Source organism: Mycolicibacterium parafortuitum, assembly GCF_002086815.1.
In the GTDB taxonomy this organism is placed as follows: domain Bacteria; phylum Actinomycetota; class Actinomycetes; order Mycobacteriales; family Mycobacteriaceae; genus Mycobacterium; species Mycobacterium parafortuitum.
Genome location: NZ_MVID01000007.1, coordinates 114,180 through 137,547, shown reverse-complemented (window position 1 = coordinate 137,547; position 23,368 = coordinate 114,180). Strand labels below are relative to the sequence as shown.

The 23,368-nt window shown below is 68.8% G+C and carries 21 protein-coding genes; 19 read left to right on the top strand and 2 right to left on the bottom strand.

The window, feature by feature from the left end; genetic code table 11:
* Nucleotides 1-29 precede the first annotated feature (29 nt).
* From hisD to hisI, 8 genes are read left to right on the top strand one after another with little or no spacing between them, the layout of a single operon-like run.
* A complete protein-coding gene (gene hisD / locus BST38_RS10950; RefSeq protein ID WP_083143318.1) occupies nt 30-1,385 on the top strand; it encodes a histidinol dehydrogenase in 1,356 nt (451 codons plus the stop codon).
* Nucleotides 1,382-2,497 carry a histidinol-phosphate transaminase gene (locus BST38_RS10945; RefSeq protein ID WP_083143317.1) on the top strand — a complete coding sequence of 372 codons (1,116 nt, stop codon included), beginning with the start codon at nt 1,382-1,384 and terminating at the stop codon, nt 2,495-2,497. The genes hisD and BST38_RS10945 overlap by 4 nt, the downstream gene beginning before the upstream one ends.
* Complete coding sequence (gene hisB, locus BST38_RS10940) at nt 2,494-3,111, top strand: imidazoleglycerol-phosphate dehydratase HisB (RefSeq protein ID WP_083143316.1); 618 nt, start codon at nt 2,494-2,496, stop codon at nt 3,109-3,111. The genes BST38_RS10945 and hisB overlap by 4 nt, the downstream gene beginning before the upstream one ends.
* Entirely contained in the window at nt 3,108-3,728 is a 621-nt protein-coding gene (gene hisH, locus BST38_RS10935; RefSeq protein ID WP_083143315.1) for an imidazole glycerol phosphate synthase subunit HisH, read from the top strand. The genes hisB and hisH overlap by 4 nt, the downstream gene beginning before the upstream one ends.
* A 5-nt stretch (nt 3,729-3,733) precedes the next feature.
* The gene (priA, locus tag BST38_RS10930; RefSeq protein WP_083143393.1) at nt 3,734-4,489 is read left to right on the top strand and encodes a bifunctional 1-(5-phosphoribosyl)-5-((5-phosphoribosylamino)methylideneamino)imidazole-4-carboxamide isomerase/phosphoribosylanthranilate isomerase PriA; all 756 of its coding nucleotides are present in this window, start codon (nt 3,734-3,736) and stop codon (nt 4,487-4,489) included.
* Nucleotides 4,486-5,304, top strand: coding sequence for an inositol monophosphatase family protein (locus BST38_RS10925; protein WP_083143314.1), 819 nt, complete (start codon nt 4,486-4,488; stop codon nt 5,302-5,304). The genes priA and BST38_RS10925 overlap by 4 nt, the downstream gene beginning before the upstream one ends.
* Nucleotides 5,301-6,086 carry an imidazole glycerol phosphate synthase subunit HisF gene (gene hisF / locus BST38_RS10920; RefSeq protein WP_083143313.1) on the top strand — a complete coding sequence of 262 codons (786 nt, stop codon included), beginning with the start codon at nt 5,301-5,303 and terminating at the stop codon, nt 6,084-6,086. Before BST38_RS10925 ends, hisF begins: the two co-directional genes overlap by 4 nt.
* A 28-nt stretch (nt 6,087-6,114) precedes the next feature.
* On the top strand, nt 6,115-6,462 hold the full coding sequence (gene hisI, locus BST38_RS10915) for a phosphoribosyl-AMP cyclohydrolase (RefSeq protein WP_083143312.1): 348 nt from the start codon (nt 6,115-6,117) through the stop codon (nt 6,460-6,462).
* Between the two features lie 21 nt (nt 6,463-6,483).
* Here the strand turns inward: hisI and BST38_RS10910 are convergent, their stop codons facing one another.
* Both BST38_RS10910 and BST38_RS10905 read right to left on the bottom strand, forming a co-directional pair.
* Nucleotides 6,484-7,278, bottom strand: a complete 795-nt coding sequence (locus BST38_RS10910; protein WP_083143311.1) for an ABC transporter ATP-binding protein — start codon at nt 7,276-7,278, stop codon at nt 6,484-6,486.
* Nucleotides 7,275-7,739, bottom strand: coding sequence for a peroxiredoxin (locus tag BST38_RS10905; RefSeq protein ID WP_083143310.1), 465 nt, complete (start codon nt 7,737-7,739; stop codon nt 7,275-7,277). The genes BST38_RS10910 and BST38_RS10905 overlap by 4 nt, the downstream gene beginning before the upstream one ends.
* Before the next feature lie 32 nt (nt 7,740-7,771).
* On the opposite strand from BST38_RS10905, the gene BST38_RS10900 reads away from it, so the two are divergent.
* From BST38_RS10900 to BST38_RS10850, 11 genes are all read left to right on the top strand, one after another.
* Nucleotides 7,772-9,298, top strand: a complete 1,527-nt coding sequence (locus BST38_RS10900) for an anthranilate synthase component I (RefSeq protein ID WP_083143309.1) — start codon at nt 7,772-7,774, stop codon at nt 9,296-9,298.
* Nucleotides 9,295-9,891, top strand: coding sequence for a TIGR02234 family membrane protein (locus tag BST38_RS10895; RefSeq protein ID WP_083143308.1), 597 nt, complete (start codon nt 9,295-9,297; stop codon nt 9,889-9,891). The genes BST38_RS10900 and BST38_RS10895 overlap by 4 nt, the downstream gene beginning before the upstream one ends.
* Before the next feature lie 65 nt (nt 9,892-9,956).
* Nucleotides 9,957-10,775: an indole-3-glycerol phosphate synthase TrpC gene (gene trpC, locus BST38_RS10890; RefSeq protein WP_083143307.1), complete on the top strand. Its 819-nt coding sequence runs from the start codon at nt 9,957-9,959 to the stop codon at nt 10,773-10,775.
* Nucleotides 10,776-12,038, top strand: a complete 1,263-nt coding sequence (trpB, locus tag BST38_RS10885) for a tryptophan synthase subunit beta (protein WP_083143306.1) — start codon at nt 10,776-10,778, stop codon at nt 12,036-12,038.
* Nucleotides 12,035-12,823, top strand: a complete 789-nt coding sequence (gene trpA, locus BST38_RS10880; RefSeq protein ID WP_083143305.1) for a tryptophan synthase subunit alpha — start codon at nt 12,035-12,037, stop codon at nt 12,821-12,823. The genes trpB and trpA overlap by 4 nt, the downstream gene beginning before the upstream one ends.
* On the top strand, nt 12,820-14,874 hold the full coding sequence (lgt, locus tag BST38_RS10875) for a prolipoprotein diacylglyceryl transferase (RefSeq protein ID WP_083143304.1): 2,055 nt from the start codon (nt 12,820-12,822) through the stop codon (nt 14,872-14,874). The genes trpA and lgt overlap by 4 nt, the downstream gene beginning before the upstream one ends.
* 54 nt (nt 14,875-14,928) lie before the next feature.
* Entirely contained in the window at nt 14,929-16,359 is a 1,431-nt protein-coding gene (locus tag BST38_RS10870; RefSeq protein WP_237160739.1) for an HNH endonuclease signature motif containing protein, read from the top strand.
* Between the two features lie 45 nt (nt 16,360-16,404).
* The gene (locus BST38_RS10865; RefSeq protein WP_083143302.1) at nt 16,405-16,833 is read left to right on the top strand and encodes an NINE protein; all 429 of its coding nucleotides are present in this window, start codon (nt 16,405-16,407) and stop codon (nt 16,831-16,833) included.
* Entirely contained in the window at nt 16,823-17,236 is a 414-nt protein-coding gene (locus BST38_RS10860; protein WP_083143301.1) for a DUF2752 domain-containing protein, read from the top strand. The genes BST38_RS10865 and BST38_RS10860 overlap by 11 nt, the downstream gene beginning before the upstream one ends.
* Before the next feature lie 81 nt (nt 17,237-17,317).
* Nucleotides 17,318-21,856, top strand: a complete 4,539-nt coding sequence (gene gltB / locus BST38_RS10855; protein ID WP_083143392.1) for a glutamate synthase large subunit — start codon at nt 17,318-17,320, stop codon at nt 21,854-21,856.
* Nucleotides 21,849-23,357 carry a glutamate synthase subunit beta gene (locus tag BST38_RS10850; protein ID WP_083143300.1) on the top strand — a complete coding sequence of 503 codons (1,509 nt, stop codon included), beginning with the start codon at nt 21,849-21,851 and terminating at the stop codon, nt 23,355-23,357. The genes gltB and BST38_RS10850 overlap by 8 nt, the downstream gene beginning before the upstream one ends.
* The last annotated feature ends 11 nt before the right edge of the window (nt 23,358-23,368 follow it).

Here is a 23,368-nt window from a genome sequence, read left to right as displayed (position 1 = left end):
CCATAACCGATTTGGTCTGCTCTGGGAGAATGGTCGACGTGAATGTAACGCCAGGGCTCCTGCGGCGCATCGATCTGCGCGGAACGACGCTGTCGGCGGCCCGCCTGCGCGGCGCGCTGCCGCGTGGTGGGGTCGACGTCGACGCCGTGGTGCCGAAGGTCCGCCCGATCGTCGATGCGGTCGCCCAACGTGGTGCCGAGGCGGCGCTCGAATACGGCGCGTCGTTCGACGGTGTCCGGCCCGACACGGTCCGGGTGCCCGCCGCGAAACTCGCCGAAGCCCTCGCCGCCCTTGACGACGACGTACGCACCGCGCTCGAGGTCGCCATCGAGCGCACCCGCGCCGTACACGCCGACCAGCGCCGCACCGACACCACGACCACCCTCGCGCCGGGCGCGACCGTGACCGAGCGGTGGGTGCCCGTCGAGCGGGTCGGGCTCTACGTGCCGGGCGGCAACGCCGTCTACCCGTCCAGCGTCGTGATGAACGTCGTGCCCGCACAGACCGCCGGGGTGGATTCGCTGGTGATCGCGAGCCCGCCGCAGAAGACCAACCCCGAGCAGTTCCAGGGGCTGCCGCACCCGACGATCCTCGCCGCGGCCGCGCTGCTCGGCGTCGACGAGGTGTGGGCCGTCGGCGGTGCGCAGGCCGTCGCGCTGCTCGCCTACGGCGGCGTCGACACCGACGACACCGAACTGGCGCCGGTGGACATGATCACCGGGCCCGGCAACATCTACGTCACCGCCGCCAAGCGGATCTGCCGCTCGCAGGTCGGCATCGACGCCGAGGCGGGCCCGACCGAGATCGCGATCCTGGCCGACCACACCGCCGACCCGGTGCACGTCGTCGCCGACCTGATCAGCCAGGCCGAGCACGACGAGATGGCGGCCAGCGTGCTGGTCACCGACAGCACCGACCTGGCCGATGCGACCGACCGCGAGCTGGCGGTGCAGCTGGAGACCACCGTGCACCGCGAACGGGTCACCGCAGCGCTGAGTGGGCCGCAGTCGGCGATCGTGCTCGTCGACGACGTCGAGGCCGGGGTGCGCACCGTCAACGCGTACGCCGCCGAGCACCTGGAGATCCAGACCGCCGACGCGGCGGGTGTCGCGAACCGGATCCGTTCGGCGGGGGCGATTTTCGTCGGCCCGTGGTCGCCGGTGAGCCTCGGCGACTACTGCGCGGGCTCCAACCACGTGTTGCCCACCGCCGGATGTGCACGGCACTCCAGTGGCCTGTCGGTGCAGACGTTCCTGCGTGGTATCCACGTCGTCGACTACAGCGAGGCCGCGCTCAAAGACGTGTCCGGTTACGTGATCACGCTGGCCAACGCCGAGAACCTGCCGAGCCACGGCGAAGCGGTGCGCCGGAGGTTCGAGCGGTGACCACACCGGTACCCGGCGCGTCGGTCACCCTCGACGATCTGCCGCTGCGCGACGACCTGCGCGGTAAATCGCCCTATGGCGCACCACAACTCGTGGTTCCGGTGCGGCTGAACACCAACGAGAACCCACACCCGCCGACCCAGGCGCTTATCGACGACGTCACCGCGTCGGTGCGAGAGGTCGCGGGGGAGTTGCACCGCTATCCCGACCGCGACGCGGTCGCGCTGCGCACCGACCTGGCCCGGTACCTGACCGCCAAGACCGGCAACCCGGTCGGCGTCGAGAATGTCTGGGCCGCAAACGGTTCCAACGAGATCCTGCAACAGCTGCTGCAGGCCTTCGGCGGTCCGGGCCGCAGCGCGATGGGCTTCGTGCCGTCGTACTCGATGCACCCGATCATCGCCGACGGCACCCAGACCCAGTGGCTGGTGGCCCACCGCGCCGAGGATTTCAGCCTGGACGCCGCGGTCGCCGCGACGGCGATCAAGGAACACAACCCCGACGTCGTGTTCGTCACCAGCCCCAACAACCCAACGGGGCAATCGGTGTCGCTCGACGATCTGCAGCTGCTGCTGGACGCGATGACCGGCGGGGTGATGATCGTCGACGAGGCCTACGGTGAGTTCTCGTCGCAGCCGAGCGCGATCGCGCTCCTCGACGCGTACCCGACCAAGCTCGTCGTCAGCCGCACGATGAGCAAGGCGTTCGCCTTCGCCGGTGGCCGGCTGGGATATCTGATCGCCGCACCGGCTGTCATCGACGCGATGCTGTTGGTGCGGCTGCCGTATCACCTGTCGTCGGTCACGCAGGCCGCCGCACGCGCCGCGCTGCGGCACGCCGACGAGACGCTGGGCAGCGTGGCCACCCTGATCGCCGAACGCGAGCGGGTGTGCGCCGGGCTGACGGAGCTGGGTTTCCGGGTGATTCCCAGCGACTCGAACTTCGTGCTGTTCGGCGAGTTCGCCGACGCGGCCGCGACGTGGCAGCGCTACCTCGACGAGGGTGTGCTGATCCGCGACGTCGGCATCCCCGGATATCTGCGGACCACCATCGGCCTGGCCGACGAGAACGACGCGCTGCTGGCTGCCAGCGCCCGAATAGGAGCAAAATGACCCTCCCGAACCGCCGAGCCCGAGTCGAGCGCAAGACCAAGGAATCCGACATCGTCGTCGATCTCGACCTCGACGGCACCGGCCAGGTCAGCATCGACACCGGTGTGCCGTTCTTCGATCACATGCTGACGTCGCTGGGCAGCCACGCCAGCTTCGACCTCACCATCAAGGCCGTCGGCGACATCGAGATCGAGGGCCACCACACCATCGAGGACACCTCGATCGTGCTGGGCCAGGCACTCGCCCAGGCGCTCGGCGACAAAAAGGGCATCCGCCGCTTCGGTGATGCGTTCATCCCGATGGACGAATGCCTCGCGCACGCCGCCGTCGACGTGTCCGGGCGGCCGTACTTCGTGCACACCGGCGAGCCGGACTACATGGTGCAGTTCACCATCGCCGGTTCCGCCGCGCCGTACCACACCGTCGTGAACCGGCATGTCTTCGAATCGCTGGCCTACAACGCCCGGATCGCACTGCACGTGCGCACCCTGTACGGCCGCGACCCGCACCACATCACCGAGGCCGAGTACAAAGCCGTCGCCCGCGCGCTGCGCCAGGCCGTCGAGTACGACCCGCGCGTGACCGGCATCCCGTCCACCAAAGGCTCATTGTGACAACGAAACTGGTGGTACTGGACTACGGGTCCGGCAACCTGCGGTCGGCGCAGCGGGCGCTGGAGCGGGTCGGGGCCGAGGTCGAGGTCACCGCCGATCCTGGTGCGGCGGCCAATGCCGACGGCCTGGTCGTCCCCGGGGTCGGTGCGTTCGAGGCGTGCATGAACGGATTGCGCGGCATCGGCGGCGAGAAGATCATCGCCGACCGGGTCGCCGCGGGCAGGCCGGTGCTCGGCGTGTGCGTCGGCATGCAGATCCTGTTCTCCCGCGGCGTCGAGTTCGGCGTGGAATCCACCGGCTGCGGACAGTGGCCGGGTTCGGTGGTGCGGCTCGACGCCCCGGTGATCCCGCACATGGGCTGGAACGTCGTCGACGCCCCGGCCGACAGCGTGCTGTTCAAGGGCATGAGCGCCGACACCCGCTTCTACTTCGTGCACTCCTACGCCGCCCAGCAGTGGGAGGGTGACCCGGACGCGCTGCTCACCTGGGCCACCCACCACGTGCCGTTTCTGGCCGCGGTCGAGGACGGGCCGCTGTCGGCGACCCAGTTCCACCCGGAGAAGAGCGGGGACGCCGGCGCCGAATTACTGTCGAACTGGGTAGGGGCGCTAAGTTGACCAGCGTGAATCCGGTGAATGCCTCTTCGAAACTGATCCTGCTGCCCGCCGTCGACGTCGTCGAGGGCCGCGCGGTGCGCCTGGTGCAGGGGCAGGCCGGCAGCGAGACGGAGTACGGCTCGGCGCTCGAAGCAGCGATGACGTGGCAGCGTGACGGTGCCGAGTGGATCCATCTGGTCGACCTCGACGCGGCGTTCGGCCGCGGGTCCAACCGGGAACTTCTCGCCGAGGTCGTCGGCAAGCTCGACGTCGCCGTCGAACTGTCCGGCGGCATCCGCGACGACGAGTCGCTGGCCGCCGCGCTGGCGACCGGCTGCGCGCGGGTGAATCTGGGCACCGCGGCGCTGGAGAACCCGCAGTGGTGCGCCAAGGTCGTCGCCGAGCACGGTGAGCAGGTGGCCGTCGGTCTCGACGTCAAGATCGAGGATGGCCAGTACCGGCTGCGTGGCCGCGGCTGGGAGACCGACGGCGGTGACCTGTGGACCGTGCTGGAACGTCTTGACGGCGAAGGATGTTCGCGGTTCGTCGTCACGGACGTCACCAAGGACGGCACCCTCAACGGCCCGAACCTGGACCTGCTGGCCCAGGTCTGCGAGCGCACCGACGCGCCGGTCATCGCGTCAGGCGGGGTGTCCAGCCTCGACGACCTGCGCGCGATCGCCACGCTGACCGACCGCGGCGTCGAGGGTGCCATCGTCGGAAAGGCGCTCTACGCGGGACGTTTCACCTTGCCGCAGGCTCTCGACGCGGTCCGAACGTGACGCTCGACCACCAGCAGCTGAAGGATCTGCTCGACACGGCGGTCGGTGTGCTCGACGGCGCGTCGGCGCAGTTCGTCGCAGGGCACCGCGCTGACTCCGCGGTCGCGAAGAAGGGTAACGACTTCGCCACCGAGGTCGACCTCGCGATCGAACGGCGCGTCGTGGCCGAGCTGACCCGGCTGACCGGGATCGGGGTGCACGGCGAGGAGTTCGGCGGCGAATCGCTGGACGCCGAACAGGTGTGGGTGCTCGACCCGATCGACGGCACCTTCAACTACGCGGCGGGACTGCCGACGGCCGCGATCCTGCTCGGTCTGCTCGTCGACGGTGAACCGGTGCTCGGACTGACGTGGTTGCCGTTCACCGGCCAGCGGTACACGTCGATCCAGGGTTCGCCGGTGCGCTGCAACGACGAGGCGCTCGACGCGCTGGCACCGGTGACTCTCGCCGAATCCATCGTCGGGACGGGCACCTTCAACATCGACTCCCGGGGCCGCTACCCGGGCCGGTACCGCGTCAAGGTGCTGGAGAACCTCAGCCGCGAATGCTCACGGATGCGCATGCACGGCGCCACCGGTGTGGACTTCGCCTACGTTGCCGCCGGAATCCTGGGCGGGGCAATCAGTTTCGGACACCACGTGTGGGACCACGCCGCCGGTGTGGCGCTGGTGCGGGCCGCAGGCGGCATCGTCACCGATCTGGCCGGTGAGCCGTGGACGGCGTCGTCGCCGTCGGCGCTGGCCGCCGCACCCGGCGTGCACGAGGAGCTCCTGGAGATCCTGCGTGCGGCCGGCGACCCGAAGGACTACCTGTGAAGGCTGCGAGCGACGTCGCGACCCGGGTGATCCCGTGCCTGGACGTCGATGACGGCAGGGTCGTCAAGGGCGTGAACTTCGCGAACCTGCGTGACGCCGGTGACCCGGTGGAGCTCGCGGCCGCCTACGACGCCGAGGGCGCCGACGAGCTGACCTTCCTGGACGTGACCGCGTCGTCGTCGGGCCGCAGCACGATGCTCGACGTGGTGCGCCGCACCGCCGAGCAGGTTTTCATCCCGCTGACCGTCGGCGGCGGTGTCCGCTCGGTCGCCGACGTCGACGTGCTGCTGCGTGCGGGCGCCGACAAGGTGTCGGTGAACACCGCCGCGATCGCGCGCCCCGAGTTGCTCGCCGAGTTGTCACGGCAGTTCGGCTCGCAGTGCATCGTGCTGTCGGTCGACGCGCGCACCGTGCCCGAGGGTTCGCAGCCCACACCGTCGGGGTGGGAGGTCACCACCCACGGCGGCCGCCGTGGCACGGGCATCGACGCGGTCGAATGGGCAACGCAGGGCGCCGAACTCGGGGTCGGGGAGATCCTGCTGAACTCGATGGACGCCGACGGCACCAAGGCCGGCTTCGACCTGAAGATGCTGCGCGCGGTGCGCGGTGCGGTGACCGTGCCGGTGATCGCCAGTGGCGGCGCGGGCGCGGTCGAGCACTTCGCGCCGGCGGTGTTCGCGGGTGCGGACGCGGTGCTGGCCGCCAGCGTGTTCCACTTCCGCGACCTGACGATCGGTGAGGTGAAGGCGGCGATGAAGGCCGAAGGGATCACCGTCCGATGAGCGCTTGCGCAAAGAGCAGGGGGCCCAGGTGACATTGGACCCCGCGATCGCGGCGCGGCTCAAGCGCAATGCCGAGGGCCTGTTCACTGCCGTCGTGCAGGAACGCGGCAGCGGCGACGTGCTGATGGTGGCCTGGATGGACGACGCCGCGCTGGCCCGCACGCTGGAAACCCGTGAGGCCACCTACTTTTCCCGCTCTCGCAACGAGCAGTGGGTGAAGGGCCTGACGTCGGGCCACACCCAGCATGTGCACTCGGTGCGGCTGGACTGCGACGGGGACACCGTGCTGCTGGAGGTCGACCAGGTCGGCGGCGCCTGCCACACCGGCGACCACACCTGTTTCGACGCCGATCTGCTGCTGGGGCCCGAGGCATAGCCGCCCGGCACCGACGCCGAGCTAGATGATCCGCGACGCCTTCGCCCGCGCCGTCCAGCGCCCGTCGTCGTACCCCACCACCACGGGATGGTCGAAGGCTGCCGACACCGTCTCGGTGGTGATCGTCTCGCGTGCCGGACCGCTGGCAACGGCGCGACCCTCCGAGATGAGCAGCGCATGAGTCGTCGTGGTCGGCAGCTCCTCCAGATGGTGCGTGACGAGGATCGACGCCACTTCGGGGTGGGTCTGGTCGAGCGAGTCGATGGTCTCCAGAAGCTGTTCGCGGGCAGCCACATCCAGTCCGGTGGACGGTTCGTCGAGCAGCAGCAGCCGCGGTTCGGCGATCAACGCTCTGGCGATCAGCGTGCGGCCGCGTTCGCCCTGCGACAGAGTCGGCCACACGTCGTCGGCCTTGTGGGACAACCCGACCGCGGCGATCATCGCGTCGGCGCGGGCCGACTCCTCGCCCGAGGCCGTCCACCGCATCGGTGTGTCGATGGTCGCGGTGATCCCGGTCATCACGACGTCGCGCACGGTCAGTGAGTACTGCAACTGGTGGCGCGGGTTGACGTGGCCGATCGAGTGCCGCAGCGACGCCAGATCCACCCGGCCCATCTGCTGTCCGAGGATTCGCACCGTGCCCGAGGACGGGAACGTCACCGCCGCACAGAAACCCAGCAGCGTGCTCTTGCCCGCCCCGTTCGGGCCGAGCAGCGCCCAGTGCTCGCCTTCGCGCACGGTCAGCGAGATGCCGTCGATGATCTGCTTACCGCTGCGCCGGAACGTCACATCGGTGAGCTCAAGGACTGGTATCACCGGGACCGCAGCACCTCCAGTGCCTTGTCTGCGTGGGTGTCCATGCTGAATTCGCTGGCGATGGCCGCCAGCACGGTGCGGTCGGTGTCGATGACGAACGTAGTGCGCTTGACCGGCATGAACTTGCCGAGCAGCCCGCGCTTGACGCCGAACTGCTCGGCGACCACACCCTCGGTGTCCGACAGCAGCGGATAGTCGAAGTTCTGCTTGTCGGCGAACTGCGCCTGCTTGTCGACGCTGTCGGCGCTGATGCCGACCCGGGTGGCTCCGGCCGCGGCGAACTCGGACGCCAGGTCGCGGAAGTGACAGGCTTCCTTGGTGCAGCCGGGCGTCATCGCGGCCGGATAGAAGAACAGCACGATGGGTCCGTCGGCCAGCAGTTCGGTGAGCGTGCGCATCGTGCCTGTCTGGTCCGGCAGCTCGAACTCGGCGACCCGATCACCCGGTTTGAGGGGATTCATGCTTATCACGGTACGTCTGGGAGAATCGCGGCGTGCAGACGACCGCCGACCTGACCGTGACGACCTCGCGGGAGGACTTCCGGGCGCTGGCCGCCGAGCATCGTGTGGTCCCGGTGACCCGCAAGGTGCTCGCCGACAGCGAGACGCCGCTGTCGGCGTACCGCAAACTGGCCGCCAACCGGCCCGGGACGTTCCTGCTGGAGTCCGCGGAGAACGGGCGGTCGTGGTCGCGCTGGTCGTTCATCGGCGCGGGGGCGCCGTCGGCCCTGACGGTGCGCGACGGCGAGGCGGTGTGGCTCGGCGTCATCCCGCAGGACGCCCCCGCGGGCGGTGACCCGCTGGAGGCGCTGAAGTCGACGCTGTCGCTGCTGGAGACCGCGCCGCTGTCCGGTCTGCCGCCGCTGTCGTCGGGGTTGGTCGGGTTCTTCGCCTACGACATGGTGCGCCGCCTGGAGCGGCTGCCGGAGCTGACGGTCGACGACCTCGGGCTGCCCGACATGATGCTGCTGCTGGCCACCGACATCGCCGCCGTCGACCACCACGAGGGCACGATCACGCTGATCGCGAACGCGGTGAACTGGAACGGCACCGACGAGCGCGTCGACGAGGCCTACGACGACGCCGTCGCGCGGCTGGATGTGATGACCGCGGCGTTGGCCGAGCCGCTGGCCTCGACCGTCGCGACGTTCCGCCGCCCCGCCCCGCAACCCCGCGCGCAGCTCACCGTGGAGGAGTACACGAAGGTCGTCGACAAGCTGGTCGGCGACATCGAGGCGGGCGAGGCATTCCAGGTGGTGCCGTCCCAGCGCTTCGAGATGGACACCGACGCGGACCCGCTGGATGTCTACCGGATGCTGCGGGTGACCAACCCCAGCCCGTACATGTACCTGCTCAACGTCCCGAACAGCGATGGGGGACTGGACTTCTCGATCGTCGGATCCAGCCCCGAGGCGCTCGTCACCGTCAAGGACGGCCGTGCCACCACACACCCGATCGCGGGCACCCGGTGGCGCGGCGACACCGAGGAGGAAGACCTTCTCCTGGAAAAGGAACTGCTGTCCGACGAGAAGGAACTCGCCGAGCACCTGATGCTCGTCGATCTCGGCCGCAACGACCTGGGCCGCGTGTGCCGGCCGGGCACGGTGAAGGTCGAGGACTACAGCCACATCGAGCGCTACAGCCACGTGATGCACCTGGTGTCGACGGTGACCGGGCTGCTCGCCGACGGCAGGACCGCGCTGGACGCCGTGACGGCCTGTTTCCCGGCCGGGACGCTGTCGGGGGCGCCTAAGGTGCGGGCGATGGAGCTCATCGAGGAGGTCGAGAAGACCCGCCGCGGCCTCTACGGCGGCGTGCTCGGTTACCTCGACTTCGCGGGCAACGCCGATTTCGCGATTGCGATCCGGACCGCGCTGATGCGCAACGGCACCGCCTACGTCCAGGCCGGCGGGGGCGTCGTCGCCGATTCGAATGGTCCATACGAATACAACGAGTCCGCGAACAAGGCGCGCGCGGTGCTGGCCGCGATCGCCGCGGCCGAGACGCTGAGCGAGCCGTGACCCGGGTCGCGCAGCTCCTGCTGCTACTCGCCGCGGTGGGCCTGTGGGGAGCCTCGCGCCTGACGTGGGTACAGGTGAGTTCGTTCGACGGGCTCGGTCAACCGAAGACCACCGATCTGTCGGGTTCCACGTGGTCCACAGCGCTGGTGCCGCTCGCGTTGTTGTTGGCCGCTGCTGCGGTCGCGGCGCTGGCGGTGCGCGGATGGCCGCTGCGGATCCTGGCGGTGCTCGTCGCGGCCGCCAGCGCGGGCATGGGATATCTCGCGATCAGCTTGTGGGTGGTCACCGACGTGGCCGTCCGTGCCGCCCGACTCGCGGAGGTGCCGGTGGCCGATCTGGTCGGGACCGAGCGCTATTACACCGGCGCGGCAGTGACTCTCGTCACAGCAGTGCTGGCGTTGGCCGGTGCGGTGCTGCTGATGCGCTCGGCGGCCGGTGGTCGCGCCGAGGCCGCCCGCTTCACCCGACGCCCGGCTGGTGAGGTGGATGCGGGACCTGCCGCGCAGGGGTCGATGTCGGAGCGGATGATGTGGGACGCGCTCGACGAGGGCCGTGACCCGACCAACACTGACAACAGGGGCGGTGACAACTGATGGCTCGTCGGCGACTACCCTTCGATATGCATCGAACGGCCGTCAGGGGAAGGGAAGCGACGCCTATGGGTTCGGCGACCGTCCTCGATTCGATCCTCGAGGGAGTACGTGCTGACGTTGCCGCTCGCGAAGCCGCCGTCAGCTTGGCTGAGGTCAAGGCACAGGCCGAGCGCGCGCCTGCGCCGCTCGACGTGATGGCTGCTCTGCGGGAGCCGGGGATCGCGGTGATCGCCGAGGTGAAGCGGGCCAGCCCGTCTCGCGGTGAGCTGGCCCCGATCGCCGATCCGGCCGAACTCGCGTCTGCCTACGAGAGCGGCGGAGCCCGCGCGATCAGCGTGCTGACCGAACAGCGCCGCTTCAACGGCTCGCTCGCCGACCTGGACGCGGTCCGCGCTTCGGTGTCGATCCCGGTGCTACGCAAGGATTTTATCGTCAAGCCGTACCAAATCCACGAGGCACGGGCGCACGGCGCCGATTTGCTGCTGCTGATCGTCGCTGCCCTCGAACAGCCCGCGCTGGAATCGCTGCTGGAGCGCACCGAATCGCTCGGAATGACCGCCCTTGTCGAGGTGCATACCGAGGAAGAGGCCGATCGTGCACTGCAGGCCGGCGCCGCCGTGATCGGCGTGAACGCCCGTAACCTCAAGACCCTCGAGGTCGACCGGGACTGCTTCGCGCGCATCGCGCCGGGGTTGCCCAGCAACGTCATCAAGATCGCCGAGTCCGGGGTGCGCGGCACCGCCGACCTGCTCGCCTACGCGGGAGCGGGCGCCGACGGCGTGCTCGTCGGCGAGGGCCTGGTGACCAGCGGTGATCCGCGCAGCGCCGTCGCCGATCTGGTGACGGCCGGAACCCATCCCTCCTGCCCGAAACCTGCGCGCTAAGTGACCGAGAACTCCGGTCCGGAACTGCCGCGCGCCAGCGCCGCAGTCGCCGAACCCACCCCGCATGATCCCGATGCCCGAGGGCACTTCGGCGCCTACGGCGGCAGGCTCGTTCCCGAGGCGCTGATGGCCGTCATCGAAGAGGTCACCGCCGCCTACGAGAAGGCGCGCAGCGACCAGACCTTCCTCGACGAACTCGACAGGCTGCAGAAGCACTACACCGGCCGGCCGTCTCCGCTGTACGAGGCGGAGCGCCTCAGTGAGCACGCCGGCGGGGCGCGGATCTTCTTGAAGCGAGAAGACCTCAACCACACCGGATCTCACAAGATCAACAACGTCCTCGGTCAGGCGCTGCTCGCCAAGAAGATGGGCAAGACCCGGGTGATCGCCGAGACCGGCGCGGGTCAGCACGGGGTCGCGACGGCGACCGCATGCGCTCTGCTCGGCCTCGAATGCGTGATCTACATGGGCGCGGTCGACACCGCGCGGCAGGCGCTGAACGTGGCCAGGATGCGACTGCTCGGTGCGTCGGTGGTCGCCGTCGAGTCCGGCTCCAAGACGCTCAAGGACGCGATCAACGAGACGTTCCGCGACTGGGTCTCCAACGCCGACGACACCTACTACTGCTTCGGTACCGCGGCGGGCCCGCACCCGTTCCCGGTGATGGTGCGAGATTTCCAGCGCGTGATCGGGCTGGAGGCCCGCGCGCAGATGCTCGATCAGGCCGGCCGGCTGCCCGACGCGGTGGTCGCGTGTGTCGGTGGCGGGTCGAACGCGATCGGCATCTTCCACGCGTTCATCGACGATCCCGGCGTTCGGCTGATCGGCTACGAGGCTGCTGGTGACGGCGTCGAAACCGGCCGTCACGCAGCGACATTCACCGGCGGTTCACCCGGTGCGTTCCAAGGCTCGTTCTCGTACCTGCTTCAGGACGAGGACGGCCAGACGATCGAATCCCATTCCATCTCAGCGGGATTGGATTACCCGGGTGTCGGTCCCGAGCACGCGCTGCTCAAGGACATCGGTCGTGCCGAGTACCTGCCGATCACCGACTCCGAGGCGATGGACGCGTTGTCGCTGCTGAGCCGCACCGAGGGCATCATTCCCGCGATCGAGTCGGCGCACGCCGTCGCGGGTGCGCTCAAGCTCGGTCCGCAACTGGATGCGGGTTCGATCATCCTGGTCAACGTCTCCGGACGAGGGGACAAGGACGTCGAGACGGCGGCCAAGTGGTTCGGGCTGCTGGAGGACGGGACGCCATGAGTCGGCTTGCCGGATTGTTCGAATCCTGCCGCGCCGAGAATCGTTCGGCGCTGATCGGATATCTGCCCACGGGTTTCCCCGATGTCGAGGGCTCCATCGAGGCGATGGTCGCGCTCGTCGAGTCCGGTTGCGACATCATCGAGGTCGGCATCGCCTACTCGGATCCCGGCATGGACGGCCCGACGATCGCCGCGGCCACGGAGGTGGCGCTGCGCGGCGGTGTCCGGGTCAGCGACGCGTTCCGGGCCGTCGAGGCGATCAGCAACGCCGGTGGCCGCGCGGTCGTCATGACGTACTGGAACCCTGTGCTGCGCCGGGGGGTTGACACCTTCGCGCGCGATCTGGCGTCGGCCGGCGGGCTCGGGCTGATCACCCCGGATCTGATCCCGGATGAGGCCGACGACTGGTTCGCCGCTTCCGAGGCCCACGATCTGGATCGCATCTTCCTTGTCGCGCCATCCTCCACGGAGGAACGGCTCGCGAAGACGGTGGAGGCGTCCCGCGGGTTCGTCTACGCCGCGTCGACGATGGGTGTCACCGGCGTCCGGGATGCGGTGTCCAACGCCGCCCCCGAATTGGTGGCCCGGGTCAAAGCCGTGTCGGACATCCCGGTCGGTGTGGGTCTGGGTGTGCGGTCGCGGGAGCAGGCCGCTGAGATCGGCGCGTACGCCGACGGCGTCATCGTCGGATCCGCGCTGGTGTCCGCGCTCAAAGAGGGCATCCCCGCGGTGCGCTCGCTGACAGAAGAACTTGCAGACGGAGTAAGGCAGAGGATCACTGCGTGACGACGACGGTTCTGGCCTACATCCCGAGCCCGCCTCAGGGGGTCTGGCACCTCGGCCCGTTCCCGCTCCGCGCCTATGCACTGTGCATCATCGTCGGCATCATCGCCGCACTCGTCATCGGCGACCGCCGCTGGGTGAACCGCGGCGGCGAACCCGGCGTGATCTACGACATCGCGTTGTGGGCGGTGCCGTTCGGCCTGATCGGTGGTCGCGTCTATCACGTCATGACCGACTGGCGGACGTACTTCGGTGCGGACGGTGTCGGGCCGGCTGCTGCGTTTCGCATCTGGGACGGCGGTCTGGGGATCTGGGGCGCGGTCGCGTTCGGTGCGCTGGGAGCGTGGATCGCGTGTCGACGGCGGGGGATACCGCTGCCGGCGTTCGGCGATGCGATTGCTCCGGGAATCGTTCTGGCGCAAGCGATCGGCCGCCTGGGCAACTACTTCAATCAGGAGCTGTACGGCCGCGCCACCACGCTGCCGTGGGGTCTGGAGATATACGAGCGGCGTAACAGCGTCGGCGCGCTCGACTCGCTCAACGGGGTGTCCACGGGTGAGCTGATCGAGGTCGTGCACCCGACGTTCCTGTACGAACTTCTGTGGAACCTGCTGGTTTTCGCGGTGCTGATCTTCGTCGACAGGCGATTCAAGATCGGTCATGGCCGGCTGTTCGCGCTGTATGTCGCGGGCTATTGCGTGGGCCGGTTCTGGATCGAACTGATGCGCAGCGATACGGCGACGCTGGTGGCAGGTATCCGGATCAACACCTTCACGGCGACGTTCGTGTTCATCGCGGCGGCGGTCTACATCATGGTGGCGCCGAAGGGTCGGGAGGCACCCGAGACGCTGCGTGGTGACCAGGATGCCGAATCCGATGTCGAGGAGCTCGCCAAAGACGTCGCGATGGCGTCGGCGGTCGGGGTGGTTGCCGCAGCGACCGTCGCCGGCCAGGACGAGAAGAACGAGCAGGCCGAACGCGAGGTGGGTGGTCTCGGCTCCGTCGAAGGCGATGAGGCCGTCGAGGCCGCCGACGCCGCGTCCGGGGTGCATGATGCCGCGGTCGAAGGTGCGGCTGAAACCGAGGCGCTGATCGCCCAGCTCGACGTACCCGTCGAAGACGAAGACGAAGACGAAGACGAAGACGAGCCGGCCGAACCCGCCGCGGAAATCGAGCCGCATCCCGTGCCCGAGGAGGCCGGTGGCCTGGGCACTGTGGAAGGCGATGAGGCCGTCGAAGCCGCCGAGGGCGCCGCGGCTGCCGGCGTCGCTGTGTCGGGTGATGACGAGACCGAGGAGCCGGCCGACGAGGTTGAGGAATCCGAGAGTGCCGAGGCTGATGAGCCTGCGGCTGAGGTCGCGGAGGTTGATGCCGATGCGGTGGTCGAGGGCGATGCCGGCGTCGAGGTAGCCGAGGCTGAGGTTGAGATCGCCGAGGGTGTCGAAGTTGATGAGCCCGCGGCTGAGGCTGATGAGCCTGCGGCTGAGGTCGCTGAGGTTGATGCCGATGCGGTGGTCGAGGGCGATGCCGACGTCGAGGTAGACGAGGCCGCGATTGAGGCCGAGGAATCCGAGGGTGACGCTGACGAGCTGGCTGAGGAGCCTGCGGCCGAAGTCGCTGAGGTTGATGCCGACGTGGTGGTCGAGGGCGATGCCGACGTCGAGGTAGACGAGGCCGCGATTGAGGCCGAGGAATCCGAGGGTGACGCTGACGAGCTGGCTGAGGAGCCTGCGGCCGAAGTCGCTGAGGTTGATGCCGACGTGGTGGTCGAGGGCGATGCCGACGTCGAGGTAGACGAGGCCGCGATTGAGGCCGAGGAATCCGAGGGTGACGCTGACGAGCTGGCCGAGGAGCCCGCAGCCGAGGTCGCAGAAGTCGACACCGAAGCGCTGACCGACAGCGACGCCGACACCGATCTGGACGGCGAACCCGAGGGCCCCACCGCGGACCCGACGCACTCGTACACAGTCGTCACCGAGCCCTCGTCCGAGAGTGGACAGCCCGGGCCCGGCAGCATCGTCCGCCAATGGATCCGCCGACGCAGGAACCGCTGAGCACCCGGTCGTCGTCACCGTGTTTTGTCGGACGCCACTGGCATAATCGAACATGTGTTCGACCAAGTTGGTGCCGCGGAGCTCGTTGACGCGATGGGCGTCGCGTGGCGGGCGGAGTCGCGTGCGGTGGCGCAGCGACTCGAGGCGGTGGCCCGGTTGTACACGATCCGCAAGCGGCAGTACGTCGAGGCGGAGTTCTGGCACACGGACGTCTACGAGGCAGTCGCGGCCGAGGTGTCCGCGGCGCAGAACCTCAGCCGCTGGCGGGCCGGCAGCCAGGTCAACACGGCCGTTTCGCTGTTCGAGCGGCTCCCGGCGGTGGCTGCGGTGTTCGCCCGCGGAGACATCGACTACCGGATGGTGCGGTTCGCGTTGCGTCGGACCGCCAACGTGGACGACGGAACCATCGGCGAACTGGACGCAGCGCTGGCTCGTCACATCACCCGGTGGATGCGGTTCTCGGATAAAAAGCTGACCGATCGGCTCGACATGTGGGTCGCCAAGTTCGACCCCGCCGGGGTGCGGGTGCCCCCGGCCGCGAAAGACAATCGCTATCTCGACGTGGCCCCGGATTCACTGGGGATGGCGTTCGTGGGCGGTGTCATGAACGCCGACGACGCCGCAGCGCTGGATCAACGCTTGGAAGCGTTGGCTGCCACGGTGTGCGCCAACGATCCGCGCAGCCACAACCAGCTTCGCGCCGACGCGGGCGGCGCGCTGGGTCGGGGAGAGGTCACCCTGGCATGCCAGTGCGGGTCCGAGGACTGTCCGGCCGCGGCGGTGCGCGAGTCCGCGGCTCAGGTGGTCATCCACATCCTGGCCGAACAGGGCACCGTCGACGGAACCAGTGACAATCCCGGCTATCTTTCCGGCTTCGGTGTGCTGCCCGCCGAGGAGGTTCGCGCCGCCGCGGGGAAGAAGACGGCCAAGCTCAAGCCCGTACGGACGCCCGCGGCTGAGCCGGAGAAGGGGTATCGGCCGTCGGCGCCGTTGAAGGACTATCTGCGGTGGCGCGACCTGACGTGCCGTTTCCCGGGCTGTGACGCCCCGGTGGAGAGCTGCGACGTGGACCATACGACGCCATGGCCGTTCGGCATCACCCACGCCTCTGGACTCAAGCATTACTGCCGGACGCATCACCTGATCAAGACGTTCTACAGCGGACCGGGCGGATGGCGCGACGAGCAGCGTCCCGACGGAACCATTGTGCTCACCGCCCCGACCGGGCACGTGTACACGACGGAACCGCATGGCGGCGAACTCTTTCCGGCGCTGGCCGTTCCCACCGCGCCGATCCCGGACGCCGACGCGCCTCGTGACCCATCGGAGAAGTCGGAGAAGATGCCGCGCCGGGCACGCACCCGCGACGAGGACCGACGGGCCCGTATCGAGCGCGAACGTCAGCAGCGCATCGAGCTCAACGCCGAGAGGAAGCGCCAGCGGGAAGCGTGGCTCGCCGCGACCTACGAGCCTCCGCCCTTCTGACGCGTCCCGACCTGACGCCTCGGGGTGGTCTGGCATCCTGGTGGCATGACCGAGCCCCCGTTCAGTGGCAACGAAGGTGGAAATCAGTACACCCCTCCGCCGCAGCAACCGGGTTATGTCCCGCCCGGCGGGTACCCGCCTCCTCCGTCGGGCGGCTATCCGCCGCCGATGGGCCAGTATTCGGGCGCCTACACCGATCCCGCCGCGCCGTTCGGCCGGCATCCGGTCACCGGGGAGCCACTGTCCGAGAAATCGAAGGTCGTCGCCGGGCTGCTCCAGCTTCTCGGCCTGTTCGGCCTCGTCGGCATCGGCCGGATCTACCTCGGCTATACGACCCTCGGTGTGATCCAACTCGTTGTGGGACTCCTCACGTGCGGCATCGGCGCGCTGATCTGGGGGATCATCGACGCGATCCTGATCCTCACCGACAAGGTCCGCGATCCGGCGGGCTTCCCGCTGCGCGATGGCACATAGCCCCGCAATCGACCGCCGCACACGCCGTTTCGTCGGGTGGGGTACCGGTGCCGTCCTCGGCGGCGCCCTCCTCTACATCGGCCTCAACGATCCGCACCGCCCGGGATTCCTGTTCCCGCCCTGCCCATTTCACGAACTGACCGGCTGGCTGTGCCCCGGCTGCGGCGGCCTGCGCATGACCCACGATCTGCTGCACGGCGATCTCGCCGCAGCGTTCGTCGACAACGCGTTCGTGCTCATCGGTCTGCCGCTGTTGCTGGCATGGGTGCTCATCCGGCGCAGGCAGTCCAAGCCGGTGGCCACCGTCGCGCTCTACGTCGTGACCGTAATCACGGTCGTGGCATGGACTCTGGTCCGCAATCTGCCCGGATTCCCGCTGGTCCCGACCGTTCTCGCCGGGTGAGCCGCGACCTGCGCTGATACACTGGACCAACGGGCCGACGCAGTCCCTGATGACGAATTCAGGATGGCGGAGGCCAAATCCATGCTCTACTCGGCGTTGCCCGAACCCCAAGGTCTGTACGACCCCGACAACGAGTCGGACTCCTGCGGTGTAGCCATGGTGGTCGACATCCAGGGCAGGCGCTCCCACAGCATCGTCACCGACGGTCTCATCGCCCTGGAGCACCTCGAGCACCGCGGCGCCGCGGGCGCCGAACCGAACAGCGGTGACGGCGCGGGCATCCTCATCCAGCTCCCCGTCGCGCTGCTGCGCGACGTCGTCGACTTCGTGCTGCCCGAGGCCACCGGCGACGGCAACACCTTCGCCGCCGGAATCTGCTTCCTGCCCCAGGACCCCGCACAGCGTGCGGCTGCCTGCAGCGCCATCGAAGCCATCGCCGCCGAAGAGAACCTCGAAGTCCTCGGCTGGCGAGAGGTCCCGGTCGATCCGATCGGCGCCGAGATCGGCAAGACCGCGCTCGACTGTATGCCCCATATGGCTCAGCTCTTCGTCGCCGCACCCGCGATCGACGGGAACCGGCCCGGCGGAATCGAACTCGACCGCCGCGTCTACCCGATGCGTAAGCGCGCCGAACGCGACGGCGTCTACTTCCCGTCGCTGTCCAGTCGCACCATGGTCTACAAGGGCATGCTCACCACGATGCAGCTGCCGCTGTACTTCCCGGACCTACGGGACGAGCGCTGCATCAGTGCCATCGCGATCGTGCACAGCCGCTTCTCCACCAACACCTTCCCGTCGTGGCCGCTGGCGCACCCGTTCCGCTTCGTCGCGCACAACGGCGAGATCAACACCGTGCGCGGCAACCGCAACCGGATGCACGCCCGGGAGGCCATGCTGGCCAGCGACCACATCCCCGGCGACCTGAGCCGGCTCTCACCGATCTGCACCCCGGATGCGTCCGACTCCGCGTCCTTCGACGAGGTACTCGAACTCCTGCACCTCGGCGGCCGCAGCCTGCCCCACGCCGTGCTGATGATGATCCCCGAGGCGTGGGAGAACAGCACCACCATGGACCCGGAGGAAAGGGCCTTCTGGCAGTTCCACGCCTCGCTGATGGAACCGTGGGACGGCCCCGCCTGCGTCACCTTCACCGACGGCACTCTGGTCGGAGCGGTGTTGGACCGCAACGGGTTACGGCCGGGTCGCTGGTGGCGCACCCTCGACGACCGACTGATCCTCGCCAGCGAGGCCGGGGTCCTCGACGTGCCGTCGGCGCAGATCGTCGCCAAGGGCCGCCTGCAGCCCGGCAAGATGCTGCTGGTCGACACCGACGCGGGCCGCATCGTCTCCGACGACGAGATCAAGGAGCGGCTGTCGGGCGCCCAGCCCTACGGCGAGTGGCTGCACGCCGGACTGCTCGAGCTCAAGACACTGCCCGACCGCGCCCCCGCCCAGCCCAACCACGAATCGGTGGTGCGCAGGCAGGTGAGCTTCGGCTACACCGAGGAAGAGCTGCGCATCCTGCTCACCCCGATGGCCGCCTCCGGTGCCGAACCGCTGGGTTCCATGGGCACAGACACCCCGGCCGCGGTGCTGTCGCAGCGCTCCAAGCTGCTCTACGACTACTTCGTCGAACTCTTCGCCCAGGTCACCAATCCGCCGCTGGACGCGATCCGCGAGGAGATCGTCACCTCCATGTCGCGCGTGATGGGCCCTGAACAGAATCTGCTCGAACCCGGCGCCGCATCGTGCCGCCAGATCAAGCTCACCTGGCCCGTCCTCGACAACGAGGAGCTCGGCAAGATCGTCCACATCAACGACGACGGCGAGCAGCCCGGGCTGCGCACCGTCGTGCTGCGCGCGCTCTACGACGTCGAACGCGGGGGAGAGGGCCTGGCCGAGGCGCTGGAGGATCTACGCCTGCGCGCATCGACCGCGATCACCAAAGGCGCACGGACACTGGTCATTTCCGACCGCGACTCCGACCACACCAAGGCGCCGATCCCGTCGCTGCTGGCGGTCTCTGCCGTGCACCACCATCTGGTTCACACCAAACAGCGCACCAAGGTCGCGCTCGTCGTCGAGAGTGGCGACGCCCGCGAGGTGCACCACATCGCGATGCTGATCGGTTTCGGCGCCGCTGCGGTCAACCCGTACCTGGCCTTCGAATCCATCGAGGACCTGATCCGCGAGGGTGAACTGACCGGCATCGAGCCGTCGGCCGCGGTGCGCAACTACCTCAAGGCGCTCGGCAAGGGCGTGATGAAGGTGATGAGCAAGATGGGCATCTCCACGGTGGCCTCCTACACCGCCGCCCAGGCGTTCGAGGCGATCGGCATCGACAAAGACGTCATCGACGAGTACTTCACCGGCACACCGACCCAACTCGGCGGCGTCGGCCTCGACGTGATCGCCGAGGAGGTCAAGCTGCGCCACCGGCGCGCGTACCCGGAGAACCCGACCGAGCGGGTGCATCGGCGCCTGGAGGTCGGCGGCGAGTACGCGTTCCGGCGCGAAGGTGAACTGCACCTGTTCACCCCCGAGGTGGTGTTCCTGCTGCAGCATGCGACCCGCACCGGTCGCCATGACGTGTTCCAGCAGTACTCCGACGAGGTCGACCGGCTCAGCCGCGAAGGCGGCGCGCTGCGCGGACTGTTCGAGTTCAAGAAGGGTGTGCGTCCGCCGGTGCCGCTCGACGAGGTCGAACCCGCGAGCGAGATCGTCAAACGGTTCAACACCGGCGCGATGAGCTACGGTTCCATCTCCGCCGAGGCCCACGAGACGATGGCCATCGCGATGAACAACCTCGGCGGACGCTCCAACAGCGGCGAGGGCGGCGAAGACGTCGACCGGCTCTACGACCCGAAGCGGCGCAGCGCCGTCAAGCAGGTCGCCTCCGGGCGGTTCGGCGTCACCAGCGACTACCTGGTCAACGCCTCCGACATTCAGATCAAGATGGCACAGGGTGCCAAACCCGGTGAGGGCGGGCAACTTCCGGGATACAAGGTGTATCCCAACATCGCCAAGACCCGGCACTCGACGCCGGGCGTCGGGCTGATCTCGCCGCCGCCACACCACGACATCTACTCGATCGAGGACCTCGCGCAGCTGATCCACGATCTGAAGAACGCCAACGCCGACGCCCGCATCCACGTCAAGCTCGTCAGCTCGATCGGGGTCGGCACGGTCGCCGCCGGGGTGTCGAAGGCGCACGCCGACGTCGTGCTGATCTCCGGATACGACGGCGGTACCGGTGCCGCTCCGCTGACCAGCCTCAAACATGCCGGCGCCCCGTGGGAGATCGGGCTGGCCGACACCCAGCAGACGCTCGTGCTCAACGGCCTGCGCGACCGCATCACCGTGCAGTGCGACGGCGGAATGCGGACCGCCCGTGACGTGGTGGTGGCGATGCTGCTCGGCGCCGAGGAGTACGGGTTCGCCACCGCGCCGCTGGTCGTGGCCGGCTGCATCATGATGAGGGTGTGTCACCTCGACACCTGCCCGGTCGGGGTCGCCACCCAGAACCCCGAGCTGCGCGCCCGGTTCAACGGTAAGCCGGAGTTCGTCGAGAACTTCTTCCAGTTCATCGCCGAGGACATCCGGAAGTACCTGGCAGAGCTCGGTTTCCGCAGCATCGACGAGGCCGTCGGGCACGCCGAGATGCTAGACACCGCCGACGGCGTCGCGCACTGGAAGAGCCGCGGACTCGACCTGAGCCCGGTCTTCGCCGTGCCCCAGTCGACCTCCGAACGGCGCCGGGTGCGCGATCAGGACCATGGTCTCGACGAAGCGCTCGACCGCACACTGATCCAGCTCGCCGAAGGGGCGCTGGAGGATGCCCACCCGGTTCGGCTGGAGCTTCCGGTGCGCAACGTCAACCGCACCGTCGGCACCCTGCTCGGTAGCGAGGTGACCCGGCGCTACGGTGCGGCGGGGCTGCCCGAGGACACCATCCACGTCACGCTGACCGGTTCGGCCGGCCAGTCGCTCGGCGCGTTCCTTCCGCCCGGAGTCACCCTGGAGCTCATCGGCGATGCGAACGACTATGTGGGCAAGGGGCTTTCGGGCGGCAGGATCGTCGTCAAACCGCAGGACGACGTGCTGTTCCTGCCCGAGGACAACGTGATCGCCGGCAACACGCTGCTTTTCGGCGCCACCTCGGGTGAGCTGTACCTGCGCGGCCGGGTCGGTGAGCGTTTCGCCGCCCGCAACTCCGGTGCGCTGACCGTCGTCGAAGGCGTCGGCGACCACGCCTGCGAGTACATGACCGGCGGCCGGGTGGTGGTGCTCGGCAAGGTCGGCCGCAACATGGCCGCGGGCATGTCCGGCGGCATCGCGTTCGTGCTCGGACTCGACCCCAGCCGGGTCAACACCGACATGGTCGAACTGCAGCGCCTCGATCCCGAGGACCTGGCCTGGCTGCGCAACGTCGTGGCGCTACACGCGCGCTACACCGGAAGCACCGTCGCGACGTCGATGCTCTCCGACTGGCCCAGGCGCAGCGCACAATTCACCAAAATCATGCCGCGCGATTACCAGCGCGTGCTCGAGGCGACCCGGATGGCCAAGGCCGAGGGCCGGGACGTCGACTCGGCGATCATGGAGGCGACCCGTGGCTGACCCGCGCGGATTCCTGGAAGTGCCCAAGGTCGAGGCCACCAAACGGCCCGTCGACGAACGGGTCGGGGACTGGCGCGAGGTCTACGAGCGCCAGGACCCGCACCAGCGTGCCGGCGAGGTGTCCCAGCAGGCCCGCCGCTGTATGGACTGCGGAATCCCGTTCTGCCACTCCGGAACCGCGGGCTGCCCGCTGGGCAACCTGATCCCGGAGTGGAACGATCTGGTGCGCCGCGGCCGCTGGGACGCGGCCAGCGACCGGTTGCACGCGACGAACAACTTCCCGGAGTTCACCGGCCGGCTGTGCCCGGCGCCGTGCGAGGCGGCGTGCGTGCTGTCGATCTCCGAGGAGCAGACTGGCGGCAGCGTCACGATCAAGCGCATCGAGCAGACCATCGCCGACCAGGCCTGGATGGACGGTCTCGTCGAGCCCCAGCCGGCCGCGATCTCGACCGGCAAGAAGGTCGCCGTCGTCGGCTCCGGTCCGGCCGGGCTGGCCGCCGCCCAGCAGCTGACGCGCGCGGGCCACGACGTCACGGTCTACGAACGGGACGACCGGATCGGCGGGCTGATGCGCTACGGCATCCCCGAGTACAAGCTGGAGAAGGGCACGCTCAACCAGCGACTGGCCCAGATGCGTGCGGAGGGAACGCGTTTCGTCACCGAATGCGAGGTGGGCGTTGATCTGCCGATCGAGCAGCTGCGGGCCCAGCACGACGCCGTCGTACTGGCCGTCGGGGCGCTGCGCTCCCGCGACAACGACGTGGAGGGCCGCCACCTCAACGGCGTGCATCTCGCGATGGAACACCTGGTCCCGGCCAACAAGGAATGCGAAGGCGACGGTCCCAGCCCGATCAGCGCGGCGGGCAAGCACGTCGTGATCATTGGCGGCGGCGACACCGGAGCCGACTGCCTGGGCACCGCGCACCGCCAGGGTGCCGCGTCGGTGACGCAGCTGGACTACAACCCCGAACCGCCGGAACAGCGTGACGACTCTCGCACCCCGTGGCCGACGTGGCCGCTGGTGCTGAGGACCCGGCTCTCGCCGGCCCACGCCGAGGGCGGACACCGCCGTTACGAGGTCGCCGTGCAGCGCTTCCTCGGTGACGAGCGGGGGAATCTGCGGGCGATGGAGATCGCCGAGGTGAAGGTCGAGCGCGACGAGAACGGCCGCCGCCACATCGTGCCGGTCGGGGAGACGCTGGAGATCCCGTGCGATCTGGCGCTGCTGGCGATCGGGTTCGAGGGGGTCGAGCACATGCCGCTGCTCGACAACCTCGGTGTGACGCTCAACCGGCGCGGCACCGTGCCGTGCGGCTCGGACTGGCAGACCGAAGCGCCCGGCGTCTTCGTGTGCGGAGACGCGCACCGCGGTGCGTCGCTGATCGTGTGGGCGATCGCCGAAGGCCGGAGCGCCGCGCACGCCGTCGACGCGTACCTGATGGGTGACTCGGATCTGCCCGCCCCGGTGCGGCCCGGGGCGCTGCCGCTGGCCGTCGTCTGAATCGATTAACG

What these genes read in the sequence shown, in the direction of transcription:
- BST38_RS10865 (WP_083143302.1), top strand. Translation starts at nt 16,405, where the DNA reads ATGACCGAGCCCCCGTTCAGTGGCAACGAAGGTGGAAATCAGTACACC.
- hisB (WP_083143316.1), top strand. Translation starts at nt 2,494, where the DNA reads ATGACCCTCCCGAACCGCCGAGCCCGAGTCGAGCGCAAGACCAAGGAA.
- BST38_RS10860 (WP_083143301.1), top strand. Translation starts at nt 16,823, where the DNA reads ATGGCACATAGCCCCGCAATCGACCGCCGCACACGCCGTTTCGTCGGG.
- trpA (WP_083143305.1), top strand. Translation starts at nt 12,035, where the DNA reads ATGAGTCGGCTTGCCGGATTGTTCGAATCCTGCCGCGCCGAGAATCGT.
- trpC (WP_083143307.1), top strand. Translation starts at nt 9,957, where the DNA reads ATGGGTTCGGCGACCGTCCTCGATTCGATCCTCGAGGGAGTACGTGCT.
- hisD (WP_083143318.1), top strand. Translation starts at nt 30, where the DNA reads ATGGTCGACGTGAATGTAACGCCAGGGCTCCTGCGGCGCATCGATCTG.
- BST38_RS10905 (WP_083143310.1), bottom strand. Translation starts at nt 7,739, where the DNA reads ATGAATCCCCTCAAACCGGGTGATCGGGTCGCCGAGTTCGAGCTGCCG.
- gltB (WP_083143392.1), top strand. Translation starts at nt 17,318, where the DNA reads ATGCTCTACTCGGCGTTGCCCGAACCCCAAGGTCTGTACGACCCCGAC.